Consider the following 16617-nt stretch of genomic DNA (forward strand, 5'->3'; position numbering starts at 1 on the left):
TCCATGGGATGCGCTCGGCTCAATCCCGGGTGACGGTCGTCGTCTCGAGCACCGGAGAGCTGGCGATCTCCTGCTCGGAGAAGAGGATGGGCCGCCACTGCTTCTGGGCGAAGAGCTGGAGCTGGTCGTTGAGGTGGGACGGGTCCTCGGACTCGCCGTAGGTGAGCAGGGCCTGGGCCTCCAGGCCGCTGTCGGTGTAGTGCATGGCCATGAGGAAGCTCGTCCCATAGTTGATGACGTAGCCGTCGGTGGTGAGGCCCGACGTGGAATTGATGACCGTGCCGCGCGGTGTCGGCCCGTCCAGGGTGGACTGCAGGACGCGGTAGCTGACGACATTCATCGTGCCATCCACCGCGACGCCACCATGGAGGGCCGTGCGCGAGCCACCTCGTGGGGTGAACTGCACCTGGCCCAGCGGCGCATCCACCGCGATGCTCGCATCCCCCAGTCGCAGCACGGCCTCGGCCAGCTTGTCCAGCAGCGGATCCGCTCCCGTCGCGGGCGCCGGTACGAGCGTGTTCGGCGTCTCCATGGGCTGAGCGGGCGAGAAGGCCGTGGCGAAGAGGGTGCCCGCGTTCTGCAGGGCCGCGGTGCCGTAGATGCCCATCAGCTCGCGCCAGAGGGGAGCGCCCACGCTGCTCGTGTCGTAGCGGCCATTCCACGCCGCCAGCACGGCACACGCCTGGGTGAGGTCCACGGCCTGGCCCCGAGCGCTCCCCGTGGGGTTGCCCTGGCAGCGCTGGACCACCTGCGCGCGCAGCAACTCGGCCGTCATGCCGCGGTTGTCGAGGACGGTGGCCCGCAGCTCCTCGAGGGTGAACCGGCCATCGGCGCCGGAGGCGCCTCCCTCGCGCACCTCGGTGAGCGCGACGAGGTTCATCCGGGTGCGGGCCGTCTGGGGCACGCGCTCGAAGCCGTGCAGGGGGGAGAAGCCCTCCAGGGGCTGCGCGGGGTTGGCCAGCCAATAGCTGTCATTGGCGTTGAAGACGAAGTCGCGGCGGGACCGCTGCGGCACCCGGGCGAAGGGAACGAGCCCCGGGCTGCGCGCTCCGGGCTCCACCACCCACTCGTTGACGGCGGTGCTCCCGTCGAGCAGCACGAAGCCCTGGGCCAGCAGCGCGGCCTGCGGCGAGCCGGGCGTGGCGACGGCCTGTTGCCACTTCGTCAACGCCTCGGCGCTGAGGTTGGGCGTGGACGAGGCATCCGTGTACCAGACGTTCCCCTCGCGATCCGCGGCCATGGTGTTCACCCAGGGGCTGCCCTGCACGGTGGCGAAGACCTCCTGGAACTGCTGGAGGCTGGTGGCCCGTCCCATGCGCAGGAACTGGGTGAAGAAGGAGGTGTTGTCGAGGTTGGCGTCGCGGTAGCTGACGGCGACGGAGCCGGTCCAGCCCAGGCCGGGCAGGGCCAGCAGGGGTCCATGGTGGCTGCTGTAGAGGGTGCGGGAGACGTCCTTCAGCGAGCCATCGGGCTGCAGCACCGGGAGGGTGAAGGTCCGGGCCGTCATCTGCCGCTCCTGACCCTCATACACATACGTGGTGGGCTTGCCGGGCACGAGCTTCAACAGATAGGCCGTGAAGCGCGAGCCGGACGAGAAGGTATGCGTCCAGGCCACGTCCTGGTTGAATCCGATGACGACACCGGGCACGCCGAGCAGGGAGACGCCATAGACGTCGAGCTGGCCGGGCACGGTGAGGTGGCTCTCCCACAGCCGCAGCTCGCCCTCCCAGGGGAAGTGCGGGTTGGCCAGCACCATGCCGCGCCCGTTGGCCGTGCGCTCGGCGCCCAGGGCCCAGCCATTGCTGGCGAGGCCCGCCTCCTCGCGCGGTGGCAGCGCGGGCGGTACGGACTGCTCGCCCTTGGGGCTGGGGGGCTGCGCCGCGGCGATGGCGTCGACGAGGCGGTAGCCGCTGGCCGTCAGCGAGATGTTGATCAGATAGGCCACCATCTCGTCCGCGCCAAGGGGGCGCAGCCAGGGCTTCCCGGCGCAGGGCAACCGAGTGGCTCCGGTGCTCTCCAGGAAGTGGTTGTGGCCGGCGGTGAACCCTTCGAGGAACTGACGCGAGTCCTCGGGCTGGGCCTCGAGGCCGGCCCGGCCGCGCTCGAGCAGATCCAGGGCGTGGTAGGCGAAGTCGCTGGAGAGGTGGGTGTCCCCGGGGCCAGCCCCGAAGAAGCGGGCGCGCTCGCCGCGAATCTTGATGAGCTGATCCGCCAGGGTGCAGGCATGATCCTGGGCGAAGGCATATCCCTGACCGAAGCCCACGCCGCCGAGGTTGGAGGCGCTGATATGGGGAATGCCGTGGGCGGTGCGGCGGATGGTGGCCCGGTAACGGGGCTCGGGCTCGGGGGGCTTCGGCTCCGGATCCGGGCAGCCCGTGGAGGCCACCAGAGCCAGGGACAGGAGAAGGGTGGGCCAGCGAGGCGGACGCGCGGACGCGTCAGACCGTACGAAGCAGTCCGAAGAGGAGTCGGTGGGCATGGGGATGACTCCGAGTGTAGCGACGCCGTCGCCCCCGTTCAATTTACCAAGGAGTATCTGAATCGATGCGAACACCTCTCTCGAACAGACCCGAACCCCAGGAGCAGGCGACGTCGCCAATGGCTCGCCGCCGGAGGCATCCTCGCCGGCCTGGAAGAACTCCGCGGGCCAGAGCACCCCGGCGAGTCCGGCCGGGTGCGCTCCCGTCTGTCCCTCAGGGGCTCGTGTCGGGAATGCCCTGCCAGGGAGACAGCACGTCGGCCAGGAACTTCTGCGCGCGCGGGTGTTCCGGCCGGCTGAAGAAACGCTCCGGCGTGGCGCGCTCCAGGACGCGGCCCTGGTCCATGAACAGCACGCGGTTGCACACGTCCCGGGCGAAGCCCATCTCGTGCGTGACGACCACCATGGTCATGCCATCGCGCGCCAGCCCCTTCATCGCCTGCAACACCTCGCCGACCATCTCGGGGTCGAGCGCACTGGTGGGCTCGTCGAACAGCATCACCGGCGGGTTCATCGCGAGCGCCCGGGCGATCGCCACCCGCTGTTGCTGTCCCCCGGAGAGCTGCGCGGGGTAGGCGGACGCCTTGTTCGCGAGCCCGACGCGGTTCAAGAGCGACATCGCCAGCTCGTGTGCTTCTTTCGGCGGGAGCTTGAGGAGGTGGGTCGGCGCCAGCGTGCAGTTCTCCAGCGCGGTGAGGTGGGGGAACAGGTTGAACTGCTGGAAGACGAAACCGATGCGGCTGCGCAGCGCGTTGACGTCGACGCCCTGGCCGTAGATGTCCTGGCCGTCCAGCAGGATGCGGCCCTTCTGGATCGGCTCCAGCCGGTTGATCGTGCGGATCAGCGTGGACTTGCCGGAGCCGCTGGGGCCGCACACGACCACCACCTCGCTCCGGGAGACCTCCTCGGTGATGTCGACCAGGGCGTGGTAGTCGCCGTACCACTTGTTGACGTTCTCGAGCTTGATCATCGCGTTCCCGGGTGTGCGGCGCCCGCGGCCAACCGCCGCTCCAGCCAGAAGGCGAAGCGCGACAGGCTGAAGCACAGCACGAAATAGGTGAGCCCCAGCAACAGATAGACCTCGGCCGGCCGGGTCAACAGCTGGGTGTTGATCTGGGTCGCGACGAAGGACACCTCGCCGAGGCTGATGATGTAGCCGAGCGAGGTCTCCTTGATGGTCGACACGAACTGGTTGACCAGCGAGGGCAGCATGTTGCGCAGCGCCTGCGGGAGGATCACCAGCCGCATGGCCCGCAGGTAGTCGAACCCGAGCGAGCGGGCGCTCTCCATCTGGCCCTTGGGGATGCCCTGGATGCCGGCGCGGATGATCTCCGCGAGGTAGGCGCCGTCGAAGATCACCAGCGCCGCCAGCATGGTGTTGAACTGGTCGGTCGTGTGCCCGGTGAGTGTCGGCAGCAGGAAGTAGGCCCAGAACACCACCATCAGCAGCGGCGTGCCGCGCACCACGTACACCACGGCGGTCACCGGCCAGCGCAGGAGGCGGTAGGGTGAGAGGCGGCACAGCGCGAGCACGATGCCGACCGGCAAGGCGAGCACCAGGGCGAGCGCGGCCAGGGCCAGCGTCAGCGAGAGGCCCCCGAGCGGACCGTCCGGATACTGTCCGATCAAGTAGTACAGCCAGTAGGTCTGGAGGATCTCCCACATCTCAGGCGCTCCGCACCGGATGGTGATGGTGGTACCAGGCGGAGGCCCCGGTGATGGCGAGGGAGATCGTCAGGTAGGCCCCGGTGGCGAAGGCAAAGGACTCGAAGCCGCGGAAGCTGGCGCTCTCCACCTGCTGGGCCTGGTACATCAGTTCGGCGACGCCGATCACCATGGCGATGCTGGTGTTCTTCCACAGGTTGAGCGTCTGGCTGATCAACGGGGGCACCGTCAGGCGCAGCGCCTGCGGGAGGATCACCAGCCGCATGGCGCCGAGGAAGCTGAAACCGAGCGCGCGACTGGCCTCCATCTGTTCCTTGGGAATCGAGCGGATGCCGCTCCGGATGTCCTCCGACATATAGGCGGCGGTGTACAGCACCAGCGCGATCACGGCGCTGGCGGCCTCGACGTCGCGCTCGTACAGCCAGGCCTTGAGCGGCTCTGGCAGCACCTCCGGCGCGCCGAAGTACCAGAACAGCATGTGCGCCAGGAGCGGCACGTTGCGGATCGCCTCGACGAACACCACGCCCACCGCCCGCAGCACCGCGAGCGGCGCGAGTCTCAGCACCGCCACGAGCAGCGCGAGGGGCAGGGCGATCACCAGCGTGATCAACGCGAGCTTGATGGAGAGGGCGAAGCCGCTCACGAGCCAGTCGTGGTACTGGCCGGACAGCAGCAGCGAGACATCGAATGAGTTCATGGGCCGCTCGGGACGACGGCCCGCCCCGTCGGGGGCGGGCCATCCGCCGGGCTCAGTCGATCTTGTCGGTCTCGAGCTTGAACGGGCGGCTCGGGAACTTCATCTTGGTGGTCGGGCCGAACCACCGGGTGAACAGCTTCTCGGCCTCACCCGTGGCTTCCAGGTCACGCAGCACCTTGTTCACCTGCTCCCGGAACGCGGGCTCGCCCTTCTTCAGACCCAGCGCGAGATGCTCGGTGGACAGGTTGTGGGGAAGGATTTCGTAGTCCTTGGCCACGGGGCCCAGCTTGGAGAAGTCGTCGATCAGCGAGGTCTCGTCGTTGACGTAGGCCACGCCCTTGCCCTGCTGCAGCGCGAGGAAGGCCTGCGGGCTGTTGTCGAAGGAGATGATGACGGCCGTCGGCACCGCCTTCTTGATGTTCTGCTCCATGGTGGAGCCCTTGACCGTCAGCACCTTCTTGCCAGCGAGCTGGTCCAGGCGGGTGATGCCGCTCTGCTTCTTCACCAGGACCTTCTGACCGGTGATGAAGGTGGACAGCGAGAAGTCGATCAGCGCCTCGCGCTCCTTGTTGTGGGTGAGCGAGGCGGCCAGCAGATCGACGCGGCCCTGCTGCAGCTCGGGGAGACGCGCGGACACCGCCAGCTGCTTGAGGGTGAGCTTCACGCCCAGGCTCTTCGCCACCGCGTTGCACAGGTCCACGTCGTAGCCGACGAGCGCGCGGCTGGCGGGATCCTGGATGAAGCTGAAAGGCTCATCGGTACCGAGCACGCCACAAGCCAGCTCGCCCTTCTTCTTGATGTCCTGCAACTGGTCGGCGTGCGCCGGCGACAACGGAACCAGCGAGAGGGCACCTGCCACCAGCAACATCAAACGCTTCAACATCATGGACATCTCCTTCGGGCCGGAGGCGCCGCACGAGGGGAGGGGGGCGGCACGATTGGGGGGGGAGCCAGCCTAGCCCGGGGCAGCGAAAAGCCCAACAGGCAACAGTCGATGCGGGGGCGGAGGGCGTGCCCCCCTAGGCGGGGGCGTGGAGTTCCTCGAGGTCCAGCATCTCCCGGGACAAGCCGCCGCCCCCTTCCACGCCCTCGCGCACGTCACCGACATGCGTCCGTCCTCGGCATGGGCCCGGCGCAGGATGAGGCCCTCCTTCTCCAGCCCGTCCAGCAACCCGGTCATCGCGGGTGACGCCCGTGCGCTCGGCCAGCTCGGCGGGACGCAGGCCCTCCTCCTCGCGCTGCAGTTGCATGAGGACGATGAAGCGCGCCTGGGACAGCCCATGCCGTGCGAAGTGCGCCGCATAGGCTGGGCATCGTGCGCCCTGGGAGGCCTGGTTTCGAGGGGGCTCTACCGTGGGAAGCGCTCGTACTTGTGGAGGCGCTCGGGATCGCCGGAGTGGAGAGCCTCCTCACGCTGGCGTTCGTACTGCCTCCGGTACTCCGCGCGAGTCATGTGGTTGGGCGAGCTGAAGCGCGCCAGCTTCTCGGGCCCGTCATCGAAGGCATCCTCACCGCCGTCATCCTCCCACGAGCAGACGGGACACACGTCGTACTCCCCACGCCACTCGAACGTGCGAAAGCCGCAGCAGGGGCAGGGCTCGGCGGACGCGGGGGCCCCCTCGACACGGTCTACTTCGACTCCCAGCTCCCTGGCCTCCGCGAGCAGCGCCTCGTTGCGCACCAGCTTGCGTGCCTCTTCCTCGGCAATCTCGAAGAAGGTGTCATAGGTCGAGCGCCACAGCTTCGGCGGAGAGCCCGGGCGCTGGAGCATCTCCTGGCGGACCGACGAGGGCAGCCGCCACCAGTCTGGCGAGTCCTCGTCCCAGCCCCAGTATTCGTACAGCCCCGACAGCTTCTCGTGCGGAGGGCGGCGAGCCACCACCTCCCGGGCAATGAGCCGAACGAGCTGTTCACGTCGCACTGGAACCCCTCCGCGGCGGGGGATGGCTCCGGCGCGGCGTGGCTGGGACGTCCTCCCCCGTCACCGCCCGTGCAATCCGCTCCGCGTCCGCGGTGGTGATGCCGAGCGAAGCGAAGACGCCACTGACGAAGAGGCTGGCCATGCCTTGAGCCAGGGCGCGGCCTTGCAGTTGCTGAACCAGGGGATGGGAGGCGGGGAGGGCGGCGCCCGAGCGCACCAGGGCCGCCAGCTCCGGCCAGAACGTCTCCATGGAGCCCTTGAGGGCTTCCGGGGCATCGACGTCATGAGACGTCGCCGTGTAGTCGACGTGCGCGGGATCCGTCGCGATGCGGTAGAGGGCCGGGTTCTCCGCCGCCCAGCGGATGTAGGCCACGCCCGAGAGCCGGAAGGCCTCGTGCGGATCGGTGCTCCCCTGTGTCGCCGCGACCATTGCCTCGCCGAGCCGCCGGTTGCCCTCCTTGGCGAGCGCGCCCAACAGCGCCTGGCGGTCCGCGAAGTGCTTGTAGGGAGCCGCGGAGGACACGCCAACGCGGCGGCCGACCTCGGCCACGGTGAGCGCGTCCACGCCTTCCTCGCGGATGAGCTCGAGGCTCGCCTCCAGCAGGGCGCGCTTGAGGTCCCCATGGTGGTAGGGGCGCGTGGGCGTCTTTCGAGTCATGAGTGGCACCGGATTGGACCGGAATCGAAGTCCATTGCAAAGTAAGTAAGACTCACTTACTTTCAATCCAGTCGCGGGTCCACCCTTCCGAGGAGCAGTGTCGATGAGCAGCCAGAACGCCGTGAGTCCTCTGCTGCGGTCCCTCTCGCGGCCCCACGGCTTCGAGCCGTTGCGGGTCGAGGGCCGGCTTCCCGAGCCGCTTCGGGGCACGCTCTTCCGCGCGGGACCGGGCCTCTTCGAGCGCTTCGGCGCGAGCCTCTCGCATGCGTTCGAGGCGGACGGAGCGATCACGGCGGTGCGTTTCGAGGGCGGTGGCGCGCGGGGCGCCTGCCGCATCGTCGAGAGCGCCGGCTACCGCGCGGAGGAGAAGGCGGGGCGGTTTCTCTTCAACTCGGCGGCCTCGTGGCTGGACCGCATGCGCGCCGCGCGCGCCGCCACGGCGAAGACGACGGGGAACACCTCGACCTTCTGGTGGCAGGACCGGCTCTTCGCGCTGATGGAGGGGGGACTGTTGCAGGAGATGGACCCGGGCACGCTGGACACGCTCGAGGCCACGGACCTGGGCGTGGTGACAGGCGCCTTCTCCGCGCACCCGCACCGCGTCGCCTCGCTGCGGACGACGTTCAACTTCGGCGTGCGCTACGGCCCGAAGATGCTCATCGACCTCTACGCGCTGCCGGATGAGGGAGCCCCCTCGAAGCTCGGCACGGTCGAGGCGCCCTGGCAGGCCATGCTGCACGATTTCATCGCGACCGAGCGGCACCTCATCCTCTTCCTGGGGCCGGTGAAGCTCAATCTCCTGCGCGCGATGATGGGCCTCGCCGACTTCACGAAGCTCTTCCAGTGGAAGCCGGAGCTCGGAGCGCGGCTCATCGTCGTCCCCCTGGACGACATCCAGAGGCCACGCACCTTCGAGCTCGATGCCTTCTGGACCTGGCACTTCGCGAATGCCTTCGAGGAGGAAGGCGGTCCGTGCATCGACCTGTGCCGCTACCCGGAGTTCTCGCTCGACGGCATCGGCGAGACCGAGGAGAAGGGACCGCCCCCGCTGCTGACGCGCCTGCACCTGGACCTGAAGACCGGGAGGACGCGTGAGACGAAACTCTTCGACACGCCCTGTGAGTTCCCTCAACTGCACCCGCGGGTGCACGGGGCGCGTTACGGCACCCTCTTCGCGCAGACCGAGCGCCAGGGCGCGGACCGGAAGTACCCGGGGATTACGCGCATCGCGCTCGACGGCGGGAGCGGCGCGGAGTGGGCCGTGCCGGCCGGGCATGTGCCGAGCGAGCCCGTGCTCGTGCCGCGCGGCGAGGCGGAGGATGACGCCTTCGTGCTCGACCTCGTCTACGACGCGAAGAGCGACCACTCCTATGTCGCCGTCCTGGATGGACAGCACCTCGAGGACGGTCCCGTGGCGACCGTGCACTTCGACCACCCCATCCCCGTGACGTTCCACGGGGGCTTCGCCGCCGCGAGCTGAAGCACCCTGGCGGAATTCGACTCCAGGGTGGAAGACCGCGTCAGGTCTCCAGCAGGCCGCGGATGCGTGAGCGGATCTGTCGGTCCGGTACGTCCTGGGTCAGCAGGAACTCCAGCAGATCTCGCACGGTCGGCTCGGTTTGCAGGTAGGGCGCCACCAAAGACACGAGCGGATGATAATTCTCGGTCTTCATTCCGCCGGCCAGGGCCACATCACGCAGCCGCACGAGGGTGTCCGAGTCCAGGGGACGCCGGCCCAGCGAGTCCATCGCCGCGGCCTGGACGGGAGCCTCCGCGTCCGCCACCAGGGACATCAGGGTGCTGGCCGCTTCGGGCGTCTGGATCTTCCGCAGCGCCTTGGCCGCGGCGCGTCGCACCTCGGCGCTGGACGAGCCGGCATGGCGGGCGATGAGCGGGGTCTGCTCGGCGATTCCCGCGTTGCCCAGTCCGAGCAGCAGGTGGCTCTGCTCCGAGGGCGTCCGGGCCTCGCCCAGGTCCGAGGCCAGACGCCGTACCGCGGCGAGGGCCTCGAGGGACTGCTCCTGACGGTAGAGCGCTCCAGCGGTCGCGCCCAGCGCGTAGGCGCTCGACACATGGAGGTCTCCCTGGGTCGCCCCGTAGGTCCGCTCCGCGAAGCGCACCGTGTCCACGGTGGGCTCGCTCACCAGGGACAGGCGGCTGAGCAGCATGTGATAGCGCGCGTCGCCCCGCGCCTCCTTCGTGGAGAGCGCCTGGACGAGCGCGGCCTGGGCTTCGGGCGTGCCCGTGCCGGCGAGCAGATCCAACACCAACGCGCGGCCCCGGGTGTCCAGCGAGGGTCGCTGGAACAGCTCCACCATCTTCGCGCACAGCTCGGGGTGCTGCTCCAGCAGTCCCGTGGCCTGGAGCAGGAAGTGGTTGTGATCCGGCAGGACGCCCCCGTTGGCGTGGAGCTCGAGCAGGGCGAAGAGCCGCTCGGCCGTCATGCCATCCACCTGCTGGGTCAGCATCTGCGCCCGTACCTTGGGGTCCACCACCAGGACGCCTGGCGCCAGCCGCTGGTTCGCGGCCGTCCGCGCGGAGTCCTCCCGCTCGACATGGCCGTGGGACCCGCGCACCAGGCTCACCCGGACCTGGGTGGAGGCCGTGGGCTCACCGTTCACGCCCAGGCGCTCCACGGTCTCCTGGCCCACGAGCCGCTCCCAGAGGCCCTCGTGGGCCAGGGATACCTCGAAGCGCGAGGCGAGCCGCACGCGTCCGTCTTGCCCCAGGCCCCGGAGCTCCGTGTACCGCGTGCGCCGCTTGAGCAGCCGCACCCCCGACGCGTCCTCTCCCAGCCGCTCGTACTCCGTCAGGGCGCGGCCCCGCGAGGTGCCCTCCTCCACCGTCCACGCGGCGCCGTCCTTCACCACCACCTGGAGCTCTCCCACCAGGGTCTGCACGGTGTTCTTGAAGAGCGAGGGGTCCTCCTCCCGGAAGGAGACGGCCTGGACGAGGCCCTCCTCGCTGAGCTCCAGCACCGCCTCGCGTCCGCCGAACACCGCCTCCACGGCGGCCGTGTCCGGGAGGACCTCCTGGCCGAAGACCCGCAGCGAGTGCCGCTGGAGGTTCTCCAGCCTCAGACCCACGAGCCACGAGCCGCCGCGTGTCCCCTGACCGCGGAGGACCAGGTCCCCCACGAGGTGGAGTCCTCCGGCCAGCGCCTGATCCTTCTGGGGCCCGGCGAGCTGGACCTGGGTCTGGGCCTCATAGTCCAGTCGGTATGTCCAGCGCTGTCCGGTGGGAACGTGGAGGCGGAAGGGCGCGGGGGAAGAGGAGGAGTCCTGGGCGGGAGTGGGCGAGCCCAGACCCGTCCAGAGGGCGAGGAGGGAGAGCAGCGCCAGCGGGATGCCGACGACGAGCGCCTTGCGCGGGTTCATGAGGAGGTTCCGGGTGGGGGAGGGGAAGGGCGGGGCTCCGGTGGGACCGGAGCCCCGAGGAGCGCGGTTACAGCAACTCCTGGAGGTCCGCGACCGGCACCGAGAAGTCCCGGTCGAAGAGCTTCAGGTCGTAGTGCAGGCCGTCCCAGCTGATGAGGGTCTGCTCGAAGTTCTTCTCGAAAGGCCAGACGCCCACCTCCGCGTAGCCAGCGATGCTTCCGGACAGGAAGGTGAACTTGAGATCCGCGCGGCCGGCGAGCTGGAGCCCGAGTTGTTGGCTGTTGTTGGCGCCGTAGGACAGCTCCGCGACGGTGTTGAGGGGGATTCCCGCGTGCACCAGCTGGAGCTTGCCCTTGACTCCCGCCTCGACGATGAAGAGGTCCACGCCCGCGTACAGCTCGGCGTCCACCGAGGCATAGGGCTCCACCCGGCCGTTCACCCCGATGGAGGACACGACGCAGCTCGTCGGCGTCGGCCGGGTCAGCTTGTGCGAGGCGCCGAGGGCGTAGTTGAGGCCCACCGTGCCGGCCACCTTGGCGCCGAGCGTGACGGGCACCACCACGATGACGAAGTGGGTCTGCACGTCCACGAACGTCTTGCTGGCCGACTTCGCGCCGGACACCAGGTTGTACGTGCCGGCGATCAAGTCCTTGTGCTCGTCCACCAGGTGGATGGTGTTGTCGAGGACATCCAGATCGATGTCGGCCCGGACATCGGACACCGTGGCATCCGCCTGGATCAGGGAGACACCGTGGCCGAACGCGCTGCCAGAGGCCTTGAAGAAGCCATGGACCCGGGGAGACATGACACACGCATCGGTCTTGCTCAGGTTGTCGATCGACAGGGACACGTTGTATTCGGCGGAGGCGCCAAAGGTGTCATTGCCCATGCTGTAGCTGTCTCCCGACTCCCACTTCAGGCGCGGCTGGTCCGTGACGGGATCCAGCAGCCCTCCGGCCACGGTGGACAGGGCCTTGAGGTAGAGATCCCGGCGGGTGAAGTACGTCTCCAGCAGGGTGGGGCTGAGGGTGTAGTTCGTGGGCGGGTAGTTGACCGTGCCCGCCGCCATGGCCTTGTTCTTGAGGGCGGCGAAGTTGTTGTCGGTGTAGTCCATGCACCTGGCGTGCTTCTGCTCGCGGTTGCCCTGGTACAGCGAGGTCACCCGCTGCGCGAAGCGCTTGGGGGACCAGTCACACGCGGCGGTGCCTCCGCCGCGCTGGAAGGAGAGGCAGCCGCGTGCCTTGGCGTTGAGCAGGGCCGCCTCGATGGCGTCGTCCAGGGCCTCCAGCCGGTAGAGCAGGCAGATGATCTGATTGCCCGAGCAGGCCAGCGACACCACCGGGACGTCGAAGATGGGGACGGTGGGGGTGATGGGCGGAAGGGTCGGCGGAAGGGCCGACTGGGTGGCGGCCACGGGAGTGGAGGCCGGGGCGAGGCCAGGCAGGGACATCGGAGACAGCACGTCCAGGTCCAACCGGGCCGCTTGGAACACGCTCGAGGGGTCCGGGTTCCAGATCGGATCCCTCCAGTACTGTTCCGAGAAGCGGCCCGGACCCGTTCCTCCGGCGGAGTACACGGGCGGGGGTTTGGGCTGGAGCTTGGCGGCGAGGGTCGCCGCCAGGGACTCGCGCTGGGCGAGCAGCGCGGCGAAGTCCTCCTGCAGCCGGTCCATCTCATACATCTGCTCGTCCAGCAGCCCCGCGTTGAGCTCGCTCATCGCCTTGTGCCAGCTCCAGCTCTCGTTGTAGTAGCTGGCGCCCTGGTCGATGGTGGGCGCGAGCGTGCTGTCAGTGAAGACGACACCGGTGAGCGACAACCCCTTGCGGTGCAGGTTCTTCAGCGTGACGGACACCAGGCCCGGCAGGATGGTGACCTGATCCTTGTCACCAATGCTGATCGGAACCTTGTCGCCCGCGGGCAGCGGTACCGTGAAGAATTGATTCTTCGGCAGACCCGCCTGGAAGGGGATGTTGGGAGTGAAGGGCGTACCGTCCTTGCCGCGCAGCACGGGGTTGACGATGCCCCGCGTCCCGATGGCCGAGGCCGGGATGACGCCATTGACCGCGGGCGCATACGCGGTGTTGAAGATGGCGCGGTAGTTGCTGCCCAGCTTGACGAAGGCATCCTCGAAGACGCTGTAGTCGTAGTACTTCTCGTAGACGTACTCGTTGCACGAGTCGATGACGTTGCCGTTGGCGTTCCACGCGGCGCGCTGCTGCTGGCGCTGGCTCTCCAGGAGGCTGGCGTACAATCCGGAGGAAGGCAGATAGGTCTGGGCCTTGTGCACGCCCCCCAGGTAGAAGCCAGACAGGCCACTCATGGTGCGTGTGTTGGGGTCCTCGTTCTGGATGTAGGCGAGCTTGGTGGCGGCATCCGGGGTGATGCTCGTGTTGCTCGCGTTCCGGGTGGGGGGCACCACCACGGTGCGCTGGGGCGTACGGACCGGGAGGGAGTTGGCCGCCTGCTGGATGAGGGTGTTGCAGGTGGCGTTGGGGTCCGTCCTCGCCTTCTCACGGGCCTGGAGGGCGCACTCCGTCACGGGGTTCTGGCAGTCCGCCAGGGTGGGGAGATACCGGCCGCACTCCGCGGCCTCGGCCTGGGAGAGCGGGGACATGAGGATTCCGCTCGCGGCGACGCCTGCCGCGAGTCGGCGGATGGGGGAAGACATGCGGGACTCCGTTCGAGGAAGAGACGGCTCCGCTCGCGCCCCGACGTCAGGGCACGACGGGAGCCGGAGCTGTCCGGAGGAGGGCCTCGCGCGCGGCCTCCCCCTCGGCTCTCCTACGCGCCTTTTCCTGTTTATTCCCGGCGGGATTTCTGGAGTGGGGCCGGGCCGGCCCGCTCATTCGCCCGACGGGCGCCGCTGCGCCAGTTCACGCAGCGCTCGCCGATCGAGCTTGCCGTTCTGCGTCCGCGGCAGCTCCGGCAGCACGCGGAGCTCGTCGATGATCATGTACCTCGGTAGCCGATCGGCGCAGTGCCGCTTCACCTTGATCAGCGAGGGCGCTGTCTCGGAGGCGCTCACCAGGAAGGCCACCAGCCTCGCCTCGATGCCGGAGCCCGCGGCGACCACGCCCACTTCGCGGATGTCCGGGTGGGTGAGCAGCGCCGCCTCGATATCTCCGGGCTCGATCCTCCGTCCCCGCACCTTCAGCATGTTGTCGCGGCGCCCGAGGTACTCGAAGCTGCCGTCCGGGAGCTGGCGGCAGAGGTCTCCGGTCGCATACGGCCGGTCCTCTTGGGGCGGCTGGCCCCAGTAGCCCAGCATCACCGTGGGCCCCTCCACCATCAACTCACCCACCTCGGCGTCGCCCCCCTGCCGTGCTTCCTCGGAATCCGCTGGCGGCCGGGCCAGCCAGACCCGATTTCCGCAGCTCGCACGGCCGATCGGAACCGGCTCGGTGCGCTCGGGGGCAATGTCCGTCACCTCGTGGAAGGTGCAGACGTTCGTCTCGGTGGGGCCGTAGAGGTTGAAGAACCGTGCGCCTCGCAGGTGCTCCCGCAGGGGTCTCAGGTGCTTGATGGGGAAGGGCTCTCCCGCGAACAGCATGGCTCGGAAGGGCAGCTCCGGGTGCCTCAACAGCCCACCGTCCTGCATCATCAGGATGAGCGCCGAGGGCACCGAGTACCAGATGGTGAACCGCTCTCGCAGCACCAGCTCCACCAGCTTCTCGGGCGCGAAGGCCAGCGTTTCGGGGATCAGGGTGACGGAGGCGCCCCCGAGGAATGCCGCATAGAGATCCAGGACCGAGAGATCGAAGAAGAACGGGGCGTGGTTGCTGAAGCGATCGGCCGGGGTGGTGCCCAGCAACTCGTGACACCACTGGATGAAGGCCAGCGCGTTTTGCTGGCTGATGCACACGCCCTTGGGCGTTCCCGTGGAGCCGGACGTATAGAGGATGAAGGCCAGATCGTGGTCGCCCGAACCGTGCCAGGGCAGCGGCTCCGAGGAGAAGCCGGACAGCCGGGCCCATGACAGCTCCGGGCCCTCGTCGTCCACCAGCAGGACGCGGAGCCGGTCCATGCCGCCGCCGCGCAGCCCGGCTGCGTGTGTGGCGTTGGTCACGAGCACGTCAATCCGGCAGTCATCGAGGATGAGCCGCGTCCGCGCCGCCGGGTTCAGCGGATCCAGCGGCACGTAGGCGGCACCGAGCCGGGCGATGCCCTGCATCGCGGCCACCGCGCGCGCGGACTTCTCCGTCCACAGCCCCACCCGGTCCCCCTTCTTCACCCCCATCCCCTGCAGGGCGCGGGCGATCCGGTTGGCGAGCGCGTCCAGTTGGCCGTAGGTGAACGTCTCATCCGGGCCCTTGACGGCGATGGCCTCGGGGGTCCGCGCCGCGGTGCGGCTCACGATCTGATCGAGTGTCATAGGCCCAGGTGGCTGGCGATGATGTCGCGCTGAATCTCGGAGGTGCCGGAGAAGATCGTGCTGGGAATGGCGTCGCGCAGCACCCGCTCGATTCCCGTCTCGGTCATGTACCCCATTCCGCCGTGGATCTGGATGGCGTCCAGGCCGCACTGAACCGCGGCCTCGCTGATCGCCAGCTTCGCGAGCGACACTTCCATCACCGCCTCCTCGCCCCGATCCATCCGCCAGCAGGCCTGGTACAGCAGCAGCCGCGAGGCCTCGAGCCGCTGCTTCATGTCCGCCAGCCGGTGGGAGACGGCCTGGTTTTTTCCGATCGGTCGCTTGAATTGCTTGCGCTGCCGGGCGAAGTCCACCGTCTGCTCGAGCACCCGCTCCATCACGCCCACGTAGGCGGCGAACAGGCACGCTCGCTCCCACTGCATGGAGCGCTTGAAGAGGGGAGCGCCGTGACCCTCGGCACCCAGCCGAGCGGAGGCGGGCACCCGGCAGCCCTCCAGATAGATGGGGGAGGTGGGCGAGGTGGACAGCCCCATCTTCTCGAAGGGCCTTCCCACCGAGAGGCCCGGCGTGCCTCTCTCGAGGAGGAAGGCGCTCAAGCCCATGTAGCCGTGCGCGGGGTTGGTGACGGCGTAGACCAGGAACACGTCGGCGGACGGGCCGTTGGTGACGTAGCTCTTGCCCCCATCGAGCACGTAGCTGTCGCCCTCGCGCACCGCGCGCGTCTTGAGGGCGAAGACATCGGAGCCGGCCTCTGGTTCGGAGATGGCGTTGGCGCCCACCCACTCCCCCGAACACAGCCGTGGGAGGTAGCGGGCCTTCTGCTCCTCGTCCCCACTCTCCAGGATGGGGAGCACGCACGCGAAGAGGTGGGCTCCCACGGAGAAGACCAGGCCCGTGTCGGCGCAGCCACGCCCCAGCGCCTCCATCACTCGCGCGGTCGTCAGCGTGTCCAGCCCTAGTCCTCCGTGGCGCTCGGGCACGGGCAGGCCCAGGAAGCCGAATTCACCACACCGTTGCCACAATTCTCGCGGGAGCCCCTGCTCGGTGCGTGTTTCCTCGGGCAGCTTCGCCCGGGAAAAGGCCACTGCTCGCTCGTACAACTCCACCTGCTCGCTCGTCCAACTGAAGTCCATGCGTTCCTTGACGCGCCGGTGGACCTCCGGGACGAAGGACTGCGCGCTCCGGAAGCCTGGCGCCTGCGTGCGGTCTGGGCCGCGAGGCTGCGTACCGAGACCTCTCTGGATGTCCCCGGACTCTCTCCCTCTCTGGCGCGAACCGTCAAGGATCATGGTGGACGTGGGGCGAGCGTCACGATAGGCAATCTTTCAGATGGAGAAGATGGATGTGCCGGAATGTGAGTCCTTCCGGTTGGCTGGTTTGGGGCCGTAGGAAAGACGGGCAAAGTCCTTGACGCTCCAAGTCACCGTACCCTAGGGTAGCGGGAGATT

General features: G+C 68.6%; 13 protein-coding genes. 1 reads left to right on the forward strand and 12 read right to left on the reverse strand.

The genetic code is table 11. From position 1 onward, the window contains the following. Window positions 1-19 precede the first annotated feature (19 nt). The 8 genes from D187_RS47660 to D187_RS47690 all read right to left on the reverse strand — a co-directional run bounded on the left by D187_RS47660 (window position 20) and on the right by D187_RS47690 (window position 7420). A complete protein-coding gene (locus tag D187_RS47660) occupies window positions 20-2479 on the reverse strand; it encodes an acylase (protein ID WP_081714142.1) in 2460 nt (819 codons plus the stop codon). A 214-nt stretch (window positions 2480-2693) separates the two neighbouring features. Continuing rightward, a complete protein-coding gene (locus D187_RS47665) occupies window positions 2694-3449 on the reverse strand; it encodes an amino acid ABC transporter ATP-binding protein (protein ID WP_002624464.1) in 756 nt (251 codons plus the stop codon). Further along, window positions 3446-4144: an amino acid ABC transporter permease gene (locus tag D187_RS47670; RefSeq protein WP_002624465.1), complete on the reverse strand. Its 699-nt coding sequence runs from the start codon at window positions 4142-4144 to the stop codon at window positions 3446-3448. Before D187_RS47670 ends, D187_RS47665 begins: the two co-directional genes overlap by 4 nt. A gap of 1 nt (window position 4145) precedes the next feature. Next, window positions 4146-4841: an amino acid ABC transporter permease gene (locus D187_RS47675; protein ID WP_002624466.1), complete on the reverse strand. Its 696-nt coding sequence runs from the start codon at window positions 4839-4841 to the stop codon at window positions 4146-4148. A gap of 52 nt (window positions 4842-4893) precedes the next feature. Next, on the reverse strand, window positions 4894-5727 hold the full coding sequence (locus D187_RS47680) for an ABC transporter substrate-binding protein (RefSeq protein WP_002624467.1): 834 nt from the start codon (window positions 5725-5727) through the stop codon (window positions 4894-4896). Between the two features lie 133 nt (window positions 5728-5860). Next, window positions 5861-6091, reverse strand: a complete 231-nt coding sequence (locus tag D187_RS56200; RefSeq protein WP_020918764.1) for a chloromuconate cycloisomerase YkfB1 — start codon at window positions 6089-6091, stop codon at window positions 5861-5863. 98 nt (window positions 6092-6189) lie between these two features. After that, on the reverse strand, window positions 6190-6762 hold the full coding sequence (locus D187_RS47685) for a CPCC family cysteine-rich protein (RefSeq protein ID WP_002624468.1): 573 nt from the start codon (window positions 6760-6762) through the stop codon (window positions 6190-6192). After that, window positions 6752-7420 (reverse strand): TetR/AcrR family transcriptional regulator, encoded by a 669-nt coding sequence (locus D187_RS47690; RefSeq protein WP_002624469.1) that lies wholly within the window; start codon window positions 7418-7420, stop codon window positions 6752-6754. The genes D187_RS47685 and D187_RS47690 overlap by 11 nt, the downstream gene beginning before the upstream one ends. A 103-nt stretch (window positions 7421-7523) precedes the next feature. Here D187_RS47690 and D187_RS47695 point away from each other — a divergent pair, with 103 nt between their 5' ends. Continuing rightward, complete coding sequence (locus tag D187_RS47695; protein WP_002624470.1) at window positions 7524-8900, forward strand: carotenoid oxygenase family protein; 1377 nt, start codon at window positions 7524-7526, stop codon at window positions 8898-8900. A gap of 40 nt (window positions 8901-8940) precedes the next feature. Here D187_RS47695 and D187_RS47700 read toward each other — a convergent pair whose 3' ends face one another. The 4 genes from D187_RS47700 to pigA all read right to left on the reverse strand — a co-directional run bounded on the left by D187_RS47700 (window position 8941) and on the right by pigA (window position 16302). Next, window positions 8941-10797 carry a HEAT repeat domain-containing protein gene (locus D187_RS47700; RefSeq protein ID WP_002624471.1) on the reverse strand — a complete coding sequence of 619 codons (1857 nt, stop codon included), beginning with the start codon at window positions 10795-10797 and terminating at the stop codon, window positions 8941-8943. Between the two features lie 67 nt (window positions 10798-10864). After that, window positions 10865-13465, reverse strand: a complete 2601-nt coding sequence (locus D187_RS51465; protein ID WP_002624472.1) for a hypothetical protein — start codon at window positions 13463-13465, stop codon at window positions 10865-10867. A 174-nt stretch (window positions 13466-13639) separates the two neighbouring features. Continuing rightward, window positions 13640-15169 (reverse strand): amino acid adenylation domain-containing protein, encoded by a 1530-nt coding sequence (locus tag D187_RS47710; protein WP_002624473.1) that lies wholly within the window; start codon window positions 15167-15169, stop codon window positions 13640-13642. Next, on the reverse strand, window positions 15166-16302 hold the full coding sequence (gene pigA, locus D187_RS47715; RefSeq protein WP_002624474.1) for a prodigiosin MBC biosynthesis dehydrogenase PigA: 1137 nt from the start codon (window positions 16300-16302) through the stop codon (window positions 15166-15168). The genes D187_RS47710 and pigA overlap by 4 nt, the downstream gene beginning before the upstream one ends. Window positions 16303-16617 lie beyond the last annotated feature (315 nt).

The sequence above is a fragment of the Cystobacter fuscus DSM 2262 genome (genome assembly GCF_000335475.2).
GTDB classification, from domain to species: Bacteria; Myxococcota; Myxococcia; order Myxococcales; family Myxococcaceae; genus Cystobacter; species Cystobacter fuscus.

What these genes read in the sequence shown, in the direction of transcription:
- D187_RS47690 (WP_002624469.1), bottom strand. Translation starts at nt 7,420, where the DNA reads ATGACTCGAAAGACGCCCACGCGCCCCTACCACCATGGGGACCTCAAG.
- D187_RS47700 (WP_002624471.1), bottom strand. Translation starts at nt 10,797, where the DNA reads ATGAACCCGCGCAAGGCGCTCGTCGTCGGCATCCCGCTGGCGCTGCTC.
- D187_RS47680 (WP_002624467.1), bottom strand. Translation starts at nt 5,727, where the DNA reads ATGATGTTGAAGCGTTTGATGTTGCTGGTGGCAGGTGCCCTCTCGCTG.
- D187_RS47675 (WP_002624466.1), bottom strand. Translation starts at nt 4,841, where the DNA reads ATGAACTCATTCGATGTCTCGCTGCTGCTGTCCGGCCAGTACCACGAC.
- D187_RS51465 (WP_002624472.1), bottom strand. Translation starts at nt 13,465, where the DNA reads ATGTCTTCCCCCATCCGCCGACTCGCGGCAGGCGTCGCCGCGAGCGGA.
- D187_RS47695 (WP_002624470.1), top strand. Translation starts at nt 7,524, where the DNA reads ATGAGCAGCCAGAACGCCGTGAGTCCTCTGCTGCGGTCCCTCTCGCGG.
- D187_RS47710 (WP_002624473.1), bottom strand. Translation starts at nt 15,169, where the DNA reads ATGACACTCGATCAGATCGTGAGCCGCACCGCGGCGCGGACCCCCGAG.
- D187_RS47660 (WP_081714142.1), bottom strand. Translation starts at nt 2,479, where the DNA reads ATGCCCACCGACTCCTCTTCGGACTGCTTCGTACGGTCTGACGCGTCC.
- pigA (WP_002624474.1), bottom strand. Translation starts at nt 16,302, where the DNA reads ATGGACTTCAGTTGGACGAGCGAGCAGGTGGAGTTGTACGAGCGAGCA.
- D187_RS47670 (WP_002624465.1), bottom strand. Translation starts at nt 4,144, where the DNA reads ATGTGGGAGATCCTCCAGACCTACTGGCTGTACTACTTGATCGGACAG.
- D187_RS56200 (WP_020918764.1), bottom strand. Translation starts at nt 6,091, where the DNA reads ATGCAACTGCAGCGCGAGGAGGAGGGCCTGCGTCCCGCCGAGCTGGCC.
- D187_RS47665 (WP_002624464.1), bottom strand. Translation starts at nt 3,449, where the DNA reads ATGATCAAGCTCGAGAACGTCAACAAGTGGTACGGCGACTACCACGCC.